This is a genomic window from Bacillus sp. WC2507, assembly GCF_052656125.1.
The window spans coordinates 3,289,588-3,304,339 of the sequence record NZ_JBQXPN010000001.1 but is presented as its reverse complement, the minus strand read 5'-3'; the positions used below and the strand labels follow the sequence as shown (position 1 = coordinate 3,304,339).

15 protein-coding genes are annotated in these 14,752 nt (G+C 34.1%); 9 read left to right on the top strand and 6 right to left on the bottom strand.

Going from position 1 to position 14,752, the window contains the following annotated elements; all coding sequences use genetic code 11:
- Positions 1-58: 58 nt before the first annotated feature.
- The gene (locus tag ACUN28_RS17560) at positions 59-319 is read right to left on the bottom strand and encodes a hypothetical protein (protein ID WP_016087889.1); all 261 of its coding nucleotides are present in this window, start codon (positions 317-319) and stop codon (positions 59-61) included.
- Positions 320-583: 264 nt separating this feature from the next.
- Here ACUN28_RS17560 and ACUN28_RS17555 point away from each other — a divergent pair, with 264 nt between their 5' ends.
- On the top strand, positions 584-1,321 hold the full coding sequence (locus ACUN28_RS17555; protein WP_016087888.1) for an N-acetylmuramoyl-L-alanine amidase: 738 nt from the start codon (positions 584-586) through the stop codon (positions 1,319-1,321).
- Between the two features lie 202 nt (positions 1,322-1,523).
- Here the strand turns inward: ACUN28_RS17555 and ACUN28_RS17550 are convergent, their stop codons facing one another.
- Entirely contained in the window at positions 1,524-2,108 is a 585-nt protein-coding gene (locus tag ACUN28_RS17550; RefSeq protein WP_016087887.1) for a LysE family transporter, read from the bottom strand.
- Between the two features lie 59 nt (positions 2,109-2,167).
- Here ACUN28_RS17550 and ACUN28_RS17545 point away from each other — a divergent pair, with 59 nt between their 5' ends.
- Positions 2,168-2,782 (top strand): helix-turn-helix domain-containing protein, encoded by a 615-nt coding sequence (locus tag ACUN28_RS17545; RefSeq protein ID WP_098404987.1) that lies wholly within the window; start codon positions 2,168-2,170, stop codon positions 2,780-2,782.
- A 404-nt stretch (positions 2,783-3,186) separates the two neighbouring features.
- Here ACUN28_RS17545 and ACUN28_RS17540 read toward each other — a convergent pair whose 3' ends face one another.
- The gene (locus ACUN28_RS17540) at positions 3,187-3,690 is read right to left on the bottom strand and encodes a BclA C-terminal domain-containing protein (protein WP_016087885.1); all 504 of its coding nucleotides are present in this window, start codon (positions 3,688-3,690) and stop codon (positions 3,187-3,189) included.
- Positions 3,691-3,921: 231 nt separating this feature from the next.
- Between ACUN28_RS17540 and ACUN28_RS17535 the strand changes: the two genes are divergently transcribed.
- Positions 3,922-4,941 (top strand): DUF4183 domain-containing protein, encoded by a 1,020-nt coding sequence (locus tag ACUN28_RS17535; protein WP_445423407.1) that lies wholly within the window; start codon positions 3,922-3,924, stop codon positions 4,939-4,941.
- 60 nt (positions 4,942-5,001) lie between these two features.
- On the opposite strand, the gene ACUN28_RS17530 is transcribed toward ACUN28_RS17535, so the two are convergent.
- Entirely contained in the window at positions 5,002-5,292 is a 291-nt protein-coding gene (locus ACUN28_RS17530) for a DUF4183 domain-containing protein (protein WP_001121647.1), read from the bottom strand.
- Positions 5,293-5,719: 427 nt separating this feature from the next.
- Here ACUN28_RS17530 and ACUN28_RS17525 point away from each other — a divergent pair, with 427 nt between their 5' ends.
- Positions 5,720-6,967 (top strand): exosporium glycoprotein BclB-related protein, encoded by a 1,248-nt coding sequence (locus tag ACUN28_RS17525; RefSeq protein ID WP_016087882.1) that lies wholly within the window; start codon positions 5,720-5,722, stop codon positions 6,965-6,967.
- Between the two features lie 636 nt (positions 6,968-7,603).
- On the opposite strand, the gene ACUN28_RS17520 is transcribed toward ACUN28_RS17525, so the two are convergent.
- The gene (locus ACUN28_RS17520; protein WP_016087880.1) at positions 7,604-8,236 is read right to left on the bottom strand and encodes a cupin domain-containing protein; all 633 of its coding nucleotides are present in this window, start codon (positions 8,234-8,236) and stop codon (positions 7,604-7,606) included.
- A 225-nt stretch (positions 8,237-8,461) separates the two neighbouring features.
- Between ACUN28_RS17520 and ACUN28_RS17515 the strand changes: the two genes are divergently transcribed.
- The 3 genes from ACUN28_RS17515 (at position 8,462) to ACUN28_RS17505 (ending at position 12,235) form a co-directional block, all read left to right on the top strand.
- Positions 8,462-9,994 (top strand): SMI1/KNR4 family protein, encoded by a 1,533-nt coding sequence (locus ACUN28_RS17515; RefSeq protein WP_016087879.1) that lies wholly within the window; start codon positions 8,462-8,464, stop codon positions 9,992-9,994.
- Positions 9,995-10,077: 83 nt separating this feature from the next.
- Positions 10,078-11,388 carry a phytoene desaturase family protein gene (locus tag ACUN28_RS17510; RefSeq protein ID WP_016087878.1) on the top strand — a complete coding sequence of 437 codons (1,311 nt, stop codon included), beginning with the start codon at positions 10,078-10,080 and terminating at the stop codon, positions 11,386-11,388.
- Complete coding sequence (locus ACUN28_RS17505) at positions 11,366-12,235, top strand: sigma-70 family RNA polymerase sigma factor (RefSeq protein WP_016087877.1); 870 nt, start codon at positions 11,366-11,368, stop codon at positions 12,233-12,235. Before ACUN28_RS17510 ends, ACUN28_RS17505 begins: the two co-directional genes overlap by 23 nt.
- A gap of 36 nt (positions 12,236-12,271) precedes the next feature.
- Here ACUN28_RS17505 and ACUN28_RS17500 read toward each other — a convergent pair whose 3' ends face one another.
- The gene (locus tag ACUN28_RS17500; protein ID WP_001100983.1) at positions 12,272-12,430 is read right to left on the bottom strand and encodes a hypothetical protein; all 159 of its coding nucleotides are present in this window, start codon (positions 12,428-12,430) and stop codon (positions 12,272-12,274) included.
- Positions 12,431-12,741: 311 nt separating this feature from the next.
- On the opposite strand from ACUN28_RS17500, the gene ACUN28_RS17495 reads away from it, so the two are divergent.
- Both ACUN28_RS17495 and ACUN28_RS17490 read left to right on the top strand, forming a co-directional pair.
- Positions 12,742-13,326 (top strand): O-methyltransferase, encoded by a 585-nt coding sequence (locus ACUN28_RS17495; protein ID WP_016087876.1) that lies wholly within the window; start codon positions 12,742-12,744, stop codon positions 13,324-13,326.
- 304 nt (positions 13,327-13,630) lie between these two features.
- Positions 13,631-14,743 carry a toxic anion resistance protein gene (locus tag ACUN28_RS17490; RefSeq protein WP_000137398.1) on the top strand — a complete coding sequence of 371 codons (1,113 nt, stop codon included), beginning with the start codon at positions 13,631-13,633 and terminating at the stop codon, positions 14,741-14,743.
- Positions 14,744-14,752: the final 9 nt, after the last annotated feature.

The window sequence follows — 14,752 nt, the reverse complement described above, 5'->3', positions numbered from 1 at the left end:
TTATATTTATAAAGATAATTAGAAATATAGACTTGAAATTTTTTAGATACACGAATTGTTAACAAATACTAGCAACTTCAGTGACAGATGGAAGAATTAATTTACGTGGTATTGTAATAATCTCAAGAGCAATCTGTGCCGAATAGAGCAGTATTGGAGTTAACTCTAAAGCGTGAGTTAATAATAATATAAAGCTTGTTAAGATTGCAAAGCTTCCCCAAAAGAAACTTTTTGAAGTGTTGCGGAAATCTTTTATTAAGGAAAAGAAAGAAAAAAATGCTGTAACAATGAGAATCAAAAATTTATACTTATCAGCCATTAAACCCTTCCTAAAGAACAATAACTTATATTATAGCGTATTTTTTGTATTATAATAAAAAGATTTTGAAATAAATAGGTTAATGCCGCAACTTAAAATATTAGCTGTGGTTTTATTTATGAGTTCTTTGTTTTAGAAAATATATTATTTAGAATTAAAAATTAAACTAGTGCCCTAATTTTTGTTTGCTGGAGATGTACTGGATATTTGACCGGACAATAAGACGAGCTTTGAATATAGTAATAAAAAAGGGGATGTTGAACAATGGCTAGATATAGTTTACATGGAGGGCACAATAGTATTGTGCAGGGTGCGAATTATGGAAATCGGAAAGAACACATTATGGATCGCCAAGTTAAGGATGCGGTTGTCGCTAAATTAAGAGCATTAGGGCATACAGTTTATGATGATACTGATGAGGTAGGGACAACGCAGGCACAAAATTTAAATAACATAGTATCAAAAACAAACTCACATGATGTAGACTTAGTAGTTTCATTTCACTTAAACTCATATGATACGAATGCTAATGGTGTTGAAGTATTGTATTATGACCAACAAGCATTATCAGCAAAGATAGCAGCGCAACTTTCAAAAGATATTGGCTGGTCAAATCGTGGTGCAAAGGAACGAAAAGATCTTTATGTGTTAGCGAATACGAAAGCACCTGCAATCTTAATTGAACTTGGATTTATCGATAATGAAGCAGATATGGCAAAATGGAATCCAGATAAGATTGCAAATTCAATTGTTTATGCATTAACAGGGCAATCTGGTGGGACAACTCCGCCATCCCAAAAAAATATCATTCAATCAGGAGCTTTTTCACCGTATGAAACACCTGATGTAATGGGAGCATTAACGTCCCTAAAAATGACAGCTAACTTCATCTTACAATCTGATGGTCTAACATATTTTATCTCTGAACCAACTTCAGATGCGCAACTTAAAGGTATGACGGATTACCTTGATCGTAAAGGCTGGTGGTATGAAGTTAAGTAAAGATTTGAGTTTAGTGGAACAGAATGTTTAAAAATCAATCGATCCTAAAAAGAGGATTGCTTAAAATGAGTAATCCTCTTTTTTAATTTTTAATTCCGGACTAAAACTAAATAAGTAATGCATGTAAGTGGGATGTTCATTGAAAATATCATCTATATTTGTAAAATATACTTTTAATAAGAAAAAAATTTAGAATTTGAATTTAATTGACTACAATTGAAATAGCACTGAAAACTAATAAAACGGCCATAATGATGTTAAATGATGTAGTATGTTTTAATAAAAGTTTTTGGAACATGGAACCAAATAAACTCCAACTAAATGTACTCATTAAACCAACTACACCGAGAAATAATGAGAAAAGTAGATAACTTGAATATGAATTGTAGTAAGGGAGAATAAAGGTTGATACTACAGTTAGTCCGAATAGTATCCCTTTAGGGTTAATAAACTGAAGGGAAATCCCCACTAAAAATAAATTTTTATTATATTTTTCATCGGGATCTGTACTAGTTTTACTAGTGAGTATTTTAAAAGCTAAATATAGCATATATGCTACACCTAAGATTTTTAAAGGGAACTCGATTTTGGGGAGGATATTAATTAGTACAATATTAAAAAAACTACATAAGGAAGTGAGGATGAAAAACCCGAAAGCTACTCCGAAGCAAAATTGCATACTCCTTTTTAAACCATGTTGATTAGCATATGTCATAGCTAAAAAATTGTTAGGACCGGGTGTGAAGCTACTAATAAAAACAAATAACAAAAAAGAAAATATAGGCATTTCAAAACCCCCTAATTATTTAGTGTGTGTTATAATGACCGAAAAGAACAATATAACGTGTGCTTTTTATTATACATAACGGTCGTTATATTGTATATAGTGTAGGAGTGTTTCTTATGGAAGAAATTCAACTTATTTTGGCGAAAAATTTAAAAACAATACGAGAGAAAGAGAAAATGAGTTTGGAAAAGGTCTCGCAATTAACAGGTGTAAGTAAAACGATGATTGGACAAATTGAACGAGGAGAGTCAAGTCCAACATTAACAACGATATGGAAAATTGCGAATGGATTGAAAGTATCTTTTACTTCTTTAATCAATAATCCGCAACCAGATACGAAACTTGTTTTACGAAATGATGTTCAAGTATTATCAGAAGACAATGGGAGATATAAAGTGTATCCTTCTTTTCCTTTTCAAGATGATAGGAACTTTGAAATCTATATGGTTGAAATTGAAACAGAAGGGAAGTTAAGTTCGGAAGGCCATAAAGAAGGGACCGAAGAATTTATAACTGTGTTTGAAGGGGAATTGATAATTGAAATAAATGATTGTCAATATACATTAAATAGCGGAGATGCAATTCGATTTAAGGCAGATAGACCGCACTCTTATCATAATTTCGGAAGAACGCTAACTCGGTTAAGTATGACCATCTATTATCCAGCTGTATAAACTTGTTATTTCATCAAGAATATATAGAAATGTGTGTTGATAAACCATCTAAAAGAGATGGTTTTATTTTTTAAAATTCATAAAAAAAGACACTCGTTTGAGTGTCAACATAGTATTGCTCTCGCGTATAGGATTGGAGTATGTTTCTCAAATACGTTTTGAGATGGTTCGCATTTGAGAAACTGTCTTCATATTTAATGTAACATTGGTAGGAAGGAGTGTAAATTGATAATGTATATACGGAAAATTTAGTATAGATACTTTGTACTATGAATATAGTACAAAGTGTTTCTTATTGCATAATCACTGTCGTGAAGTTATTGAAATATAAGCTTTAGGAATGACGTAATAGTTACTATTTTAGCATTTAAGAATGATTATTATAAAAAAGAACGAATCATTTTTTAATCGATTCGTATAATTGTTAAAGAGGCACCTGTTGAACCGCCTCCAACTAAATTAACTACGGATAATACGCCGAATAGTTGAAGTGAAATTGTATTACCAGCAATTAAATTGCTTATTAAATTATTATTATAATTTGAAGTTGATATTGCGGGTAAAAAAATAGATCCGGGAAGTGGAATCGAAGAGTTTAATAGTAGCCTTGTACCAGCAAGTAGAGAAGTTGTTGTATTAACTTGATAGGTTAAATTATATCTTCCAGTAACAGGGATTGTAAATATATCATTTGTAGCGTTCACTGTAAAATTACTGAGACTTTGGTTATTAGAAAGTGGAATATTAGTTCCACCTAATATGACTGAAATGGGACCACCTAATGTATTATTAGCGAACATAGAGTTTGTTGTAATAATGGGTCCAGTAATGCCTGTGGGCCCAGTAGGACCTGTAAGTCTGTATGGAAGAATAATTTCAAGAGCCAGTGATAATAGTTCTTTTTTCATTCTTATCTTGAATATAAATCACCTCATTTTTAATTAGAACGTAACCGATTTAGTATTTTGAAATGGAACTATCATTTTATTATATTAATACTACTGGTTATAGCAACGGTAAAAAGTTTACTATATGTAAAAATCATTTGAGAATGAAAAAAGTAGTTATGGAATCCTTCTAAAATGATAGATGTATTATTTTGTTAATTAGTAAACAAAAATGTGGGATGAGGTATTTAAGTGAAGCGAGATAATAAATTATCAATAAATAAAGCTATGATAGAACCTGAAAACATTGGACCAACTTTTCCAGTTCTTCCCCCAATTTATATTCCAACGGGTTTAACGGGAATGACCGGTCCGACGGGGCCAACTGGAATAACAGGTCCGACCGGCTTAACGGGAGTAACAGGGTCAACAGGGGTAACAGGCCCGACTGGTTTAACGGGGGCACCGGGAATAACAGGTGCGACTGGTATAACAGGATCACCGGGAATAACAGGCTCAACAGGAGTAACAGGTGCGACTGGTATAACAGGATCACCGGGAATAACAGGTGCGACTGGTATAACAGGATCACCGGGAATAACAGGCCCGACTGGTTTAACGGGCTCAACAGGAGTAACAGGTGCGACTGGTATAACAGGATCACCGGGAATAACAGGCCCGACTGGTATAACAGGATCACCGGGAATAACAGGTGCGACTGGTATAACAGGGTCACCGGGAATAACAGGCCCGACTGGTATAACAGGATCACCGGGAATAACAGGCCCGACTGGTATAACAGGATCACCGGGAGTAACAGGCCCGACTGGCATAACAGGATCACCGGGAATAACAGGTGCGACTGGTATAACAGGATCACCGGGAATAACAGGCCCGACTGGTTTAACGGGCTCAACAGGAGTAACAGGTGCGACTGGTATAACAGGATCACCGGGAATAACGGGCCCGACTGGTTTAACAGGGGCAACGGGTCCAACTGGAGTAATTGGACCAATAACAACAACTAATTTATTATTTTACACTTTTGCAGATGGAGAGAAACTTATATATACAGATTCAGATGGGCTAGCTCAATATGGTACAACTCACATATTATCTCCTGATGAGGTTTCTTATATTAATTTGTTTATTAATGGAATACTTCAACCACAACCATTATATCAGGTTAGTAATGGTCAGCTAACTTTATTGGATAATCAACCACCAACGCAAGGTTCTTCAATTATTTTGCAATTTATCATTATTAATTAAAAAAGACAGATTCTTAGATAAAAAGAATCTGTCTTTTTGTTCTACATTAAAGTAGTTAAACTAAGTGACGATAAATTCGATTGTAATTGGAATTCCGCCGTCTAATGCATCTCCGCCAGGAATTGTAATAGCACCGGTAGGTCCAGTAGTAACACTGGAGTTCACACTAGGTTGAAGAATGCCGTTTACATATAAGTTGTAATACGTAAAAGTCGGAAAAGCAGTTGCAGTAGTACCGGCATCATTTAAACAAGCTGTAGCAGCAATTGCAAAAGCTGCACCAGTTCCGGTTCCAGCTCCTAGTGTAGATGTGAATCTTCTAGATGCCATAAAGGGTTGAATAATAGGCAATTAATTTTCACTCCCTAAATTATTTTTTGAACAAAGTATGGGATAACTTGTCCAATATATTGTATGAAAGTTTTTGATAATAGAAACGGCTTCATGATAATAGAGGGAACACAATTTTAGTAAAGATATTGTTGTTTTGGTGGTTATATGCTAATGCTTAGTTTTTATACTCAAGTTAAAATGTGCTTTTGGACCTAAGAGATAAACGTGGAAAAATAAAATAAACTTTTAAGTTTAGGTGTTTAATCTAAGCAGTCAATTATTAAAAACATATAATTAATATGTGAGTCATGAACATAATTAAATAACATTTTAAAGTTTAATTATCATTCATGTTTCCTATTTTAAGTGAATGAAATCTATGCACAATTTTATAGTTCTTATAATAGGAAAATACTCAAATATAAGAAAGGTAAGGAGGAAATAAATGAAACATAATGATTGTTTTGGTCATAACAACTGCAATAATCCGATTGTTTTCACACCAGATTGTTGTAACAATCCACAAACGGTTCCAATTACTAGCGAACAATTAGGAAGATTAATAACTTTACTAAACTCTTTAATTTCGGCTATTGCAGCGTTTTTTGCAAATCCAAGTGATGCAAACAGATTAGCTTTACTCAACTTATTTACTCAACTACTGAATTTGCTAAATGAATTAGCACCTTCTCCAGAAGGTAATTATTTAAAACAATTAATTCAAAGTATTATCAATGTACTACAGTCTCCTAACCCAGACTTAAGCGAATTGCTTTCCTTATTACAACAATTCTACAGCGCACTTGCACCATTCTTCTTCTCTTTAATTATTGATCCTGCAAGTTTACAACTTCTATTAAACTTATTAGTTCAACTAATTGGTGCTACTCCAGGAGGAGGCCCAACAGGAGCAACAGGAGCAACAGGAGCAACGGGAGCAGGAGGCGCGACAGGAGCAACAGGTCCAACAGGAGCAGGAGCGACAGGCCCAACAGGTCCAACAGGCCCAACAGGAGACACAGGAGCAACAGGTCCAACAGGAGCAGGAGCGACAGGCCCAACAGGTCCAACGGGAGACACAGGAGCAACAGGTCCAACAGGTCCAACGGGAGACACAGGAGCAACAGGCCCAACAGGTCCAACTGGAGCAACAGGCCCAACAGGAGCAACAGGTCCGACAGGCTTAACAGGAGCAACTGGTGGCGGAGCTATTATTCCGTTTGCTTCAGGTACAACACCATCTGCGTTAGTTAACGCGTTAATTGCTAATACAGGAACACTCCTTGGATTTGGATTTAGTCAGCCTGGCATAGCTTTAACAGGTGGAACTAGTATCACATTGGCATTAGGTATAGGTGATTATGCATTTGTAGCACCACGCGATGGGGTTATTACGTCATTAGCAGGTTTCTTTAGTGCAACAGCTGCATTAGCTCCATTATCACCTGTTCAAGTGCAGATACAAATATTAACTGCACCTGCAGCAAGTAACACGTTTACAGTACAGGGTGCACCTCTATTATTAACACCAGCATTTGCAGTAATAGCGATTGGTGCTACATCATCAGGTATTATACCTGAAGCTATTCCAGTAACTGCTGGAGATAAAATACTACTGTATGTTTCGTTAACAGCGGCAAGTCCAATAGCTGCAGTAGCTGGATTTGTAAGTGCAGGTATTAATATCGTCTAGTTTGTCATAATGTCTGTTTGAAATTTGAACTGGCATTTGTATATAGCCCTTCCTAATTATATTAGGAAGGGCTATATTTTATGGGAAGATAGGTGATAAATCAATTGAGAAATCATTCTTTGTTAAGTTGGTATGAAAGAAAAAACAAAATTTATACTCTATTGTTTATGCATTAAGTTAAATGCTTTGAAAAATGACCTATAAACAAAAAAGATGAATTCTATTAAAAATAGAATTCATCCATAAAATAAACTTGTATACAAGGGAAGTAAGTTATTTATCGTGAGCGTTGAAATATTATTGTTTACATTCGAAATAAACTATTTGTTTTTATTACAGTTACATCCTTTTTTCTTTACATAGCCTTGTTCTGCTAAATCTCTTTGAGATTGGGAATTGGAAGATTGAGAATTCGAAGACTGAGAGGATGCTGATGAACTACTATTTTTATTATGAGAGTAGTTTTTTCGATAGTTATAATTACTCATAGTACTATCACCTCCAATTAAATATATAAATATTATATGTATGTACTCTATTAATTGTTACGATAAAAATAGGAATGGAGGATATACAATAAAAAAATCTCCCACGTATTTTTCGAGGAGATAAATAATTGTCTTTTAATGATATAAATTAATACCCCCAATAAAGAGGGTAATAATAAGAATCATGGTAGTATAGATTTTGTTGTTGAATAGGGAGCTGAGTTGGCTGATTTATCATTTCGCGGTTTTGATTACAGTTTGCTGGGGGACCAATTACTGTAGTGGATTGAATAGGGGATACCGCTTGTTTCCATTGTTGCTCATCGAGACAATAAGTATGAGCCATCATATTAGCGGGAGTTAATCTTAAAATATCAGAACCAAAAATAACTTCTGGGGTTGGGGCATCGAAAATAGCTAATAAATGAGTACCATCTGCTGTAGCAATTTCATAATGCCACCACGCTTGTGGAATGTTGGCAACTTGCCCTGGTTTTATCGGTAAGTTTAATATTTGGTTTGTAAAAGGATTAAGTAAAGAAACAACAGCAGATCCTGAAATACAGTAAACAAGTTCAGCTGCATTTTGATGAATATGTGGTTCTACAACATTTCCTGTACTTAAATAGATATCTAATAAAGAAGTGTTTTCTAAAGTATTTAATTGTTTTATGCCAAGTACGTTTATATAATTTTGGGCATCTTTCTTAAAAAAATTACTTTTACTTACATCATAAGTGAAATTAGTTGAGGGGGAAGTGTAGTCGATATTAGAAGTCATTTGTATTACCTGCCTTTCATATATTTTCACACAATCTGAAATTAGGATATGAGTCTAGTTGTTGAAATGTGAAAACGCTGCTGCTTTTGGTTTGTACAAGGATAAAACTGTTCGTTTGTATGCAATATGATTAAATTAATGTCATTGCGAAAAAAGGTGCTGCTAATTACAATTAATATAAGTGATAGCGCTTTTTTATTATGGAATACAAGGGGAGTGTGGAAAATGAATCATACTATTTTAAAAGAGTTGGAAGATGAATTAACGAATTATTTTAAACCGTTTTTGAATGCACCTGCAACAATAGAAGAAATTCAATTTGCCGAAAGTGAAATGGGAATTTCGTTTCCAGATGAATTACGTAATCTTTATCTCGCACATAACGGTGAGGATAAATCAGGACCAGGTTTATTTTTTGGTTTGCCATTTCTCTCGTTAGATGAAGTTTTGGATGAGTGGAGAGTTTGGAAAAGAATTGAAGATGATGAGTTTTTTAATTTTGATGCATTTTCAATACCAACAGAATGTATTAGGGAAAGATATGTGAATCACAATTGGATACCTATTAGTAAAGATTATGGCGGTAACAATATAGGAATAGATATTGATCCGGATGAAAAGGGGGAAATGGGACAAGTTATTAATTTTGGACGAGATGAAGAAGTAAAATATGTAATTGCAAATAGAATTTCAGATTTGTTACTATTTATTTTACAAACGTTAAAAAATAAAAATTTCACCATTCACCAAGAAGAAGACTATATATATTGGGGTTATGGTGCTAACGATAATATACATTTTTTAGACGCTTTATTTAATATTGAATTACCTGTTTTACATCCTCAATTTATATTTCAATCTGAAAATAACGTGAAAGATTGGTATGATAGTTTAGATGAGAATTGGAGAAATATAGTCGGACCATCTGAACGTGCAGACAAGTTTATTAGAGAGAAGAGATTATATTTAGGTGGAAATGGAATAGAAGATATTAGTCCATTACAGATGTGTACGGAAGTGAGAGAACTAATTTTATCTGGAAATGAAATTAAAGATTTAACAGGATTAGAACGAATGAATTCTTTAAAGAAGTTATATTTAGTTAAAAATCCGGTTCAAGATTTAACGCCAATATTACATTTACAGCACTTACAAGAAATGAATATAAAGAATACAAGGATAAATAATCTATCGGCACTTGTAGAAATAGCATCATTAAAAAAATTAGATATTTCACATACTAGTATTCAAGATTTTTCGTTACTACCGCAGTTTAAAAAGTTAGAATCGCTTACTGTACATATTTCAAATCGCGAGCAGCTCTATGCAATTTCAAAAGTAGACACTTTAAAGCATTTGTATATTTTAGGTTTAGAAAATGTTAGTGAATTGGATTTGCTTGTTTTGCAAAAATTAAATAAGTTAATAACAATTGAATTTGAAAATAGCATCATTGTTAATTTTAATTGCTTAAAACACAATTCGTCAATTCAAAATATAAAGTTGACAGATACAAAGGTAAAGGATGGAACCGCATTAGGTAAAATGAAAGGACTAAAGGAATTAGAATTAGATGGCGCAACAATTGATAACCTTAAAACGATTTGTTGTTCTCGTTCATTAGAAATATTTACAGGTTCGTTTGAACAATTTTATATGTTAAAAGACTCATTTGAAAGAAAAATAGATTTTTCAAAAATAATTGGAGGAATGAGTGATGAAGAAAGAGAAGTTTGGCATCAGCATGTAATGGATTAGAAAATAAATTATTTATCACTGAATGTCACATCCCTCGTTAATCGTTCGTCTTGTATGTAGAACGGATAAGGAGGGATTTTATTATGAATACATTTGATGTAGCAATTGTTGGCGGTGGGCTTGCTGGATTAACAGCATCTATATATTTAGCGAAAGCTGGAAGGAAAGTTATTGTATTGGAAAAATCCAGTCGCTTCGGTGGTCGAGGGATGACTGTAAATAAAAATGGCATTTGCATGAATCTTGGTGCACATGCTTTATACAGAGGAGGCGCAGCATTTTTAACTTTTAATGAGTTAGGTTTGAATCTTCCAGGGGGAATGCCATCTACAAAAGCACATGGAATATGGAAAGGGGATGTATTTACCATCCCCACAGATTTTCGCTCTATTTTAGCAACTCCACTACTTTCATGGTCTGCAAAAGTACAATTTTCGCGTCTTATGATTCATTTAGGGAATTTAGATGTAGGGGAAGTTCCGAAAATGAGTCTAACTACATGGGCAGAAAAAGAAATAAAAGATCCAATGGTTCGAAATATATTTTATGCGTTATGCCGAACGACAACATATACGTTTGCTCCTACAATGCAATTAGCATCATCTGTACTAAAGCAAATACAGCTGTCTATGAAAGAAGGAGTATTTTATGTAGATGGTGGTTGGGAGACGATAATAACAAAATTAAGAGATATAGCGAATAATCACGGGGTGCAATTTTCGGCTAATAAACATGTTTTGGAAATAGAGCATGACGAAGATAAACAAAGAATACATTGTTTTGACGATGAGTTATTTGAAGTAGGTACAGTCATCGTGACAACTCCACCAAAAGAGGCTTGTAAAATAATAAAAGGTGCAGAAGGAACAAGTTTGTATAGATGGAGTGAACAATCGGTACGGGTTACCGTTGCTGCATTAGATATTGGTTTAAGACGCTTAACCAACCCTACACATCAATTTGCATTAGGGTTAGATCAACCTATATTTTTCACGAATCAATCAAGAGCAGCCAAATTAAGTGAAGATGGAGCAATTGTAGTGAGTTTAATTAAGTACCATAATCCTATGCTAGAGATAAATCATTTTCATGATGATCAAGCACAGTTAGAAAATACGATGGAGTTGCTACATCCTAATTGGAAAAGAGAAGTTGTTGCAAAGCAATATTTACCGAAAATAATGGTAGTACATGATTTTCCTCATATTGACCGTGTTGAAAAACCGGGCCCTATTATACCTGAAATGCCAGGTGTTTACGTTGCAGGAGATTGGGCTGGGCATGATGAAATATTAGCTGATGCTGCGGTAGCAAGCGGGAAACGAGCAGCGTTACACATTTTAAAGCAATTAGAAAGTGAGGCAATTCATCATGGAAACGGAGCAATTATATGAAGCGTATCAACCATTATTATTTTCATTAGCATATAGAATCCTTGGGAGTGTTATGGACGCTGAAGATATTGTTCATGACGTATTTATCGCGATAAACAATATAGAGAATGTTCAATCTATAGAAAATATGAAAGCATATTTGTGTAAAATGGCGACAAATCGTTCAATTGATAAATTACGTTCGGTAGCGCATAAACGTAATGTATATGTAGGGATGTGGTTACCAGAGCCATTTGTGGAAGAGTCTGATGAGCCAGCAGAGTCATTTGTAATGAAAGAATCAATTTCTACGGCATATTTATTACTTTTACAACAACTGTCTGAGGTAGAAAGGGTTGTTTTCATATTAAGAGAGGTTTTCAGTTATGACTACGAGGAAATAGCTTCAATTGTTGATAAGAGTAGTGTGAATTGCCGGAAGATCTTTCAACGCGCACGAAAAAGTATTTTAGATAAGCCGAAGCAATCAACACTAAGTACGAAGAAAATGGCTGTCTATGTGGAAAAGTTTGTATCATCATTACAATGTGGGGATGCAGAAGGCATGTTAGAAGTATTAAAAACAGATGCGATATTTAAAGCAGATGGTGGTGGTAAAGTTACAACTGCTATTAATCCGATTTATTCTGCAGATAAAATTATACGTTTGTTCTTTGGAATTGCAAAAAGATTGCCAGAAAAGTATAGTATTGATTTCAAAATAGTAAATGGTGCACCGGGCGTTATAGTTACAATAAATAATAAAGTGATGTATGTACTTTCATTCGCATTTGAGGATGAGAAAATCTCAAACATTTATATGATGGTTAATCCTGAAAAACTTATGCATTTAAATGTAATAGTATAAAAAAAGACGCATTTCTTTTGAATTGCGTCTTTTTTATTATTTCTCTAACATTTCAAGAGGTACATCTTTTTCGCCGGCTACCTCAAATTTAATTTCCCCGTCTTCTTCATAAATACGTGAAATAATCGGTATAGTAATCATTAATTTTTTATGCTGTTTTCGTTTTCTAGCAGCATCTAAGCTAATCACGTTCATTGTAAGCATCCTTTCTTCTAGAAATATATAAACAAAAGAAAATGCGTCCGGAAAGGGCGCTTAATTGAATTTGAAATACCGATTCATTTAATTGGGGGTTATATGATTTAATAACTGCAATTGAATTAAAAATAGTATGAATGGAATAATTGCACGTAGAAATTAACTTTACCAAAAAACGAAACAATATGCTATAAAAAAATTTAAATCTTTGTCATATAACGAGAAAAAGGTTTTCGTTTCGCATATAATGAAAGTAGACGGGCAGCAAGAGCTTTTTCATCATATTGCTTTAGAAAGGCGATGAAAAAATGGATACGTTAGATTCATTATTATTTCAACTTGAACAATATGGAGAAGAGCATGATCGAAATAAAAAAACGCGGGAAGAAAAATTACGGAATATTTCTCGTGAAATGGGGCAATTTTTATCAATTTTAGTAAAAGGGTGTAATGCAAAAAACATTTTAGAAATTGGAACTTCTAATGGCTATTCTACATTGTGGTTAGCTAACGCGGTAGAAGAAACAAATGGAAATGTAACAACTGTAGAGCTTTCTTCGGAACGAGTTGGAGAGGCACTTGTCAATTTTGAAAAGGCCAACCTTTTACAAAGGATTGATGTTCATAATCAAGAAGCAGGGGCATTTTTAGATGCGCAACTAGATCATTCATTTGATTTTATTTTCCTAGATTCAGAGCGTACGCAATACATGTGGTGGCTTGAGCATATAAAACGCATTTTACAACCAAAGGGTTTTCTTGTTGTTGATAATGCTACTTCTCACGCGAGTGAGTTAGCCGAGTTTAGAAAAATGATTGAAGAAGATGAAATATTTGAAACGGTGTTATTGGCATTTCAAAATGGAGCATTCGTAGCGCGCAAGAAGAAATAGGAGTGAGCGCAATTTAATTATCACATTGAAAAAGGGTATATGTCAAAAGATTGAGTACAGTAGGATAAGAAGAACATAATTTATATACGTAATATACGAAGAATCCGCCTTCAGCATGTTGTACTCTAGGTCTTAAGTCTGAGGAAAATAATGTTGAGAACAGGTATACTTATACTAAGAAACAGGGAATGACTGCATATGCAGGTATTTCTTGAAAATCGGTTTCAAACAAGTGGAATTCGATGAATGAGATGAAATATATAGTGCAAATAAATTCGCACATATAAATAAAGGAGCGATTTTGTTGACTGAACTCGAGAAAAAAGAACCTGTATCCATTGTGAAAGATAATAATGTAGAAGTAGTGGTTGATACAGTTATAAAAGATGCAGAATTAGAGGAACTGAATAAAGAAGCTGATCTTTATGTACAAAAGTTAAATAGCGAGCAAAATACAGATTTATCAAAAGTATTGTCCCAGCTAGGAGATTTAGGGGATAAAGAGCAACAAGCAGCAGGACAAACGTTGTCAGCATTAAAACGTCCTGTAACAGCGATGATGAATGGAAAGAACGAAGAAATACCAAATACATTGTTAGAATTACGAAAAGTGGTATCAGAGCTTGATCCGAATTCATTAAAAGCAAGTGGAATGAAGAAAATTATGTTTAAAGTATTCAAGAAAAACCCACTTGAAACATACGTGCATAAATATCAATCTATAGATAAGCAAATTGAGGAGATTATAAGATCCCTTCTAATTGGTCGGGACAACTTACAAGAAGATACAGTTGGTCTTGAAATGCTTAAAGAGCAATCGCACGATAAAATTCACGCTCTTGATAAACAAGTATACTTAGGAAGAAAACTCGCTGGCATGCTGGAAGCTGAGAAACAAAATCCAGAACGTCAAAGAGATATTCCATTAATTAACGATGCGTTAGAGAAGATTCTAGTGCGTACACGTAATATGCAGCAAGCGAAAAGTGTGCTATTACAATCTATCGCATCTGTAGACATTATTAAGAAAAATAATGAAAAGTTAACAGAGGCAATTCGTAATGCAATTACGATGACGCAAAACGTTGTAACAGTTTCAGCTGCTATCCAGCTAGCGTTAACAAATCAGCGTAAAACAATTGATGCAGTGAATGCGACAAATGAAGCAATTGAATCAATGGTATTAAGTAACTCACAAGCATTAAAACAAAATACAGAAGAAACAACAAAACTTCTTGAAAATCCTGCAATTAGCATGGATAAATTACGCGAATCATTCCAAAACGTATTTGCTGCGATTGAAGCTTCTGAGAAATCATCAGAACGTATTATAGAGTCAAGTAAGAAGTTTGTAATTGAATTAGACACATTTAATGATGAAATGAAACAAAAACTCATTCAGCGTCCAAGGAAATAACAGACTTTT

What these genes read in the sequence shown, in the direction of transcription:
- ACUN28_RS17560 (WP_016087889.1), bottom strand. Translation starts at nt 319, where the DNA reads ATGGCTGATAAGTATAAATTTTTGATTCTCATTGTTACAGCATTTTTT.
- ACUN28_RS17515 (WP_016087879.1), top strand. Translation starts at nt 8,462, where the DNA reads ATGAATCATACTATTTTAAAAGAGTTGGAAGATGAATTAACGAATTAT.
- ACUN28_RS17495 (WP_016087876.1), top strand. Translation starts at nt 12,742, where the DNA reads ATGGATACGTTAGATTCATTATTATTTCAACTTGAACAATATGGAGAA.
- ACUN28_RS17510 (WP_016087878.1), top strand. Translation starts at nt 10,078, where the DNA reads ATGAATACATTTGATGTAGCAATTGTTGGCGGTGGGCTTGCTGGATTA.
- ACUN28_RS17540 (WP_016087885.1), bottom strand. Translation starts at nt 3,690, where the DNA reads ATGAAAAAAGAACTATTATCACTGGCTCTTGAAATTATTCTTCCATAC.
- ACUN28_RS17555 (WP_016087888.1), top strand. Translation starts at nt 584, where the DNA reads ATGGCTAGATATAGTTTACATGGAGGGCACAATAGTATTGTGCAGGGT.
- ACUN28_RS17525 (WP_016087882.1), top strand. Translation starts at nt 5,720, where the DNA reads ATGAAACATAATGATTGTTTTGGTCATAACAACTGCAATAATCCGATT.
- ACUN28_RS17520 (WP_016087880.1), bottom strand. Translation starts at nt 8,236, where the DNA reads ATGACTTCTAATATCGACTACACTTCCCCCTCAACTAATTTCACTTAT.
- ACUN28_RS17550 (WP_016087887.1), bottom strand. Translation starts at nt 2,108, where the DNA reads ATGCCTATATTTTCTTTTTTGTTATTTGTTTTTATTAGTAGCTTCACA.
- ACUN28_RS17505 (WP_016087877.1), top strand. Translation starts at nt 11,366, where the DNA reads ATGGAAACGGAGCAATTATATGAAGCGTATCAACCATTATTATTTTCA.
- ACUN28_RS17500 (WP_001100983.1), bottom strand. Translation starts at nt 12,430, where the DNA reads ATGAACGTGATTAGCTTAGATGCTGCTAGAAAACGAAAACAGCATAAA.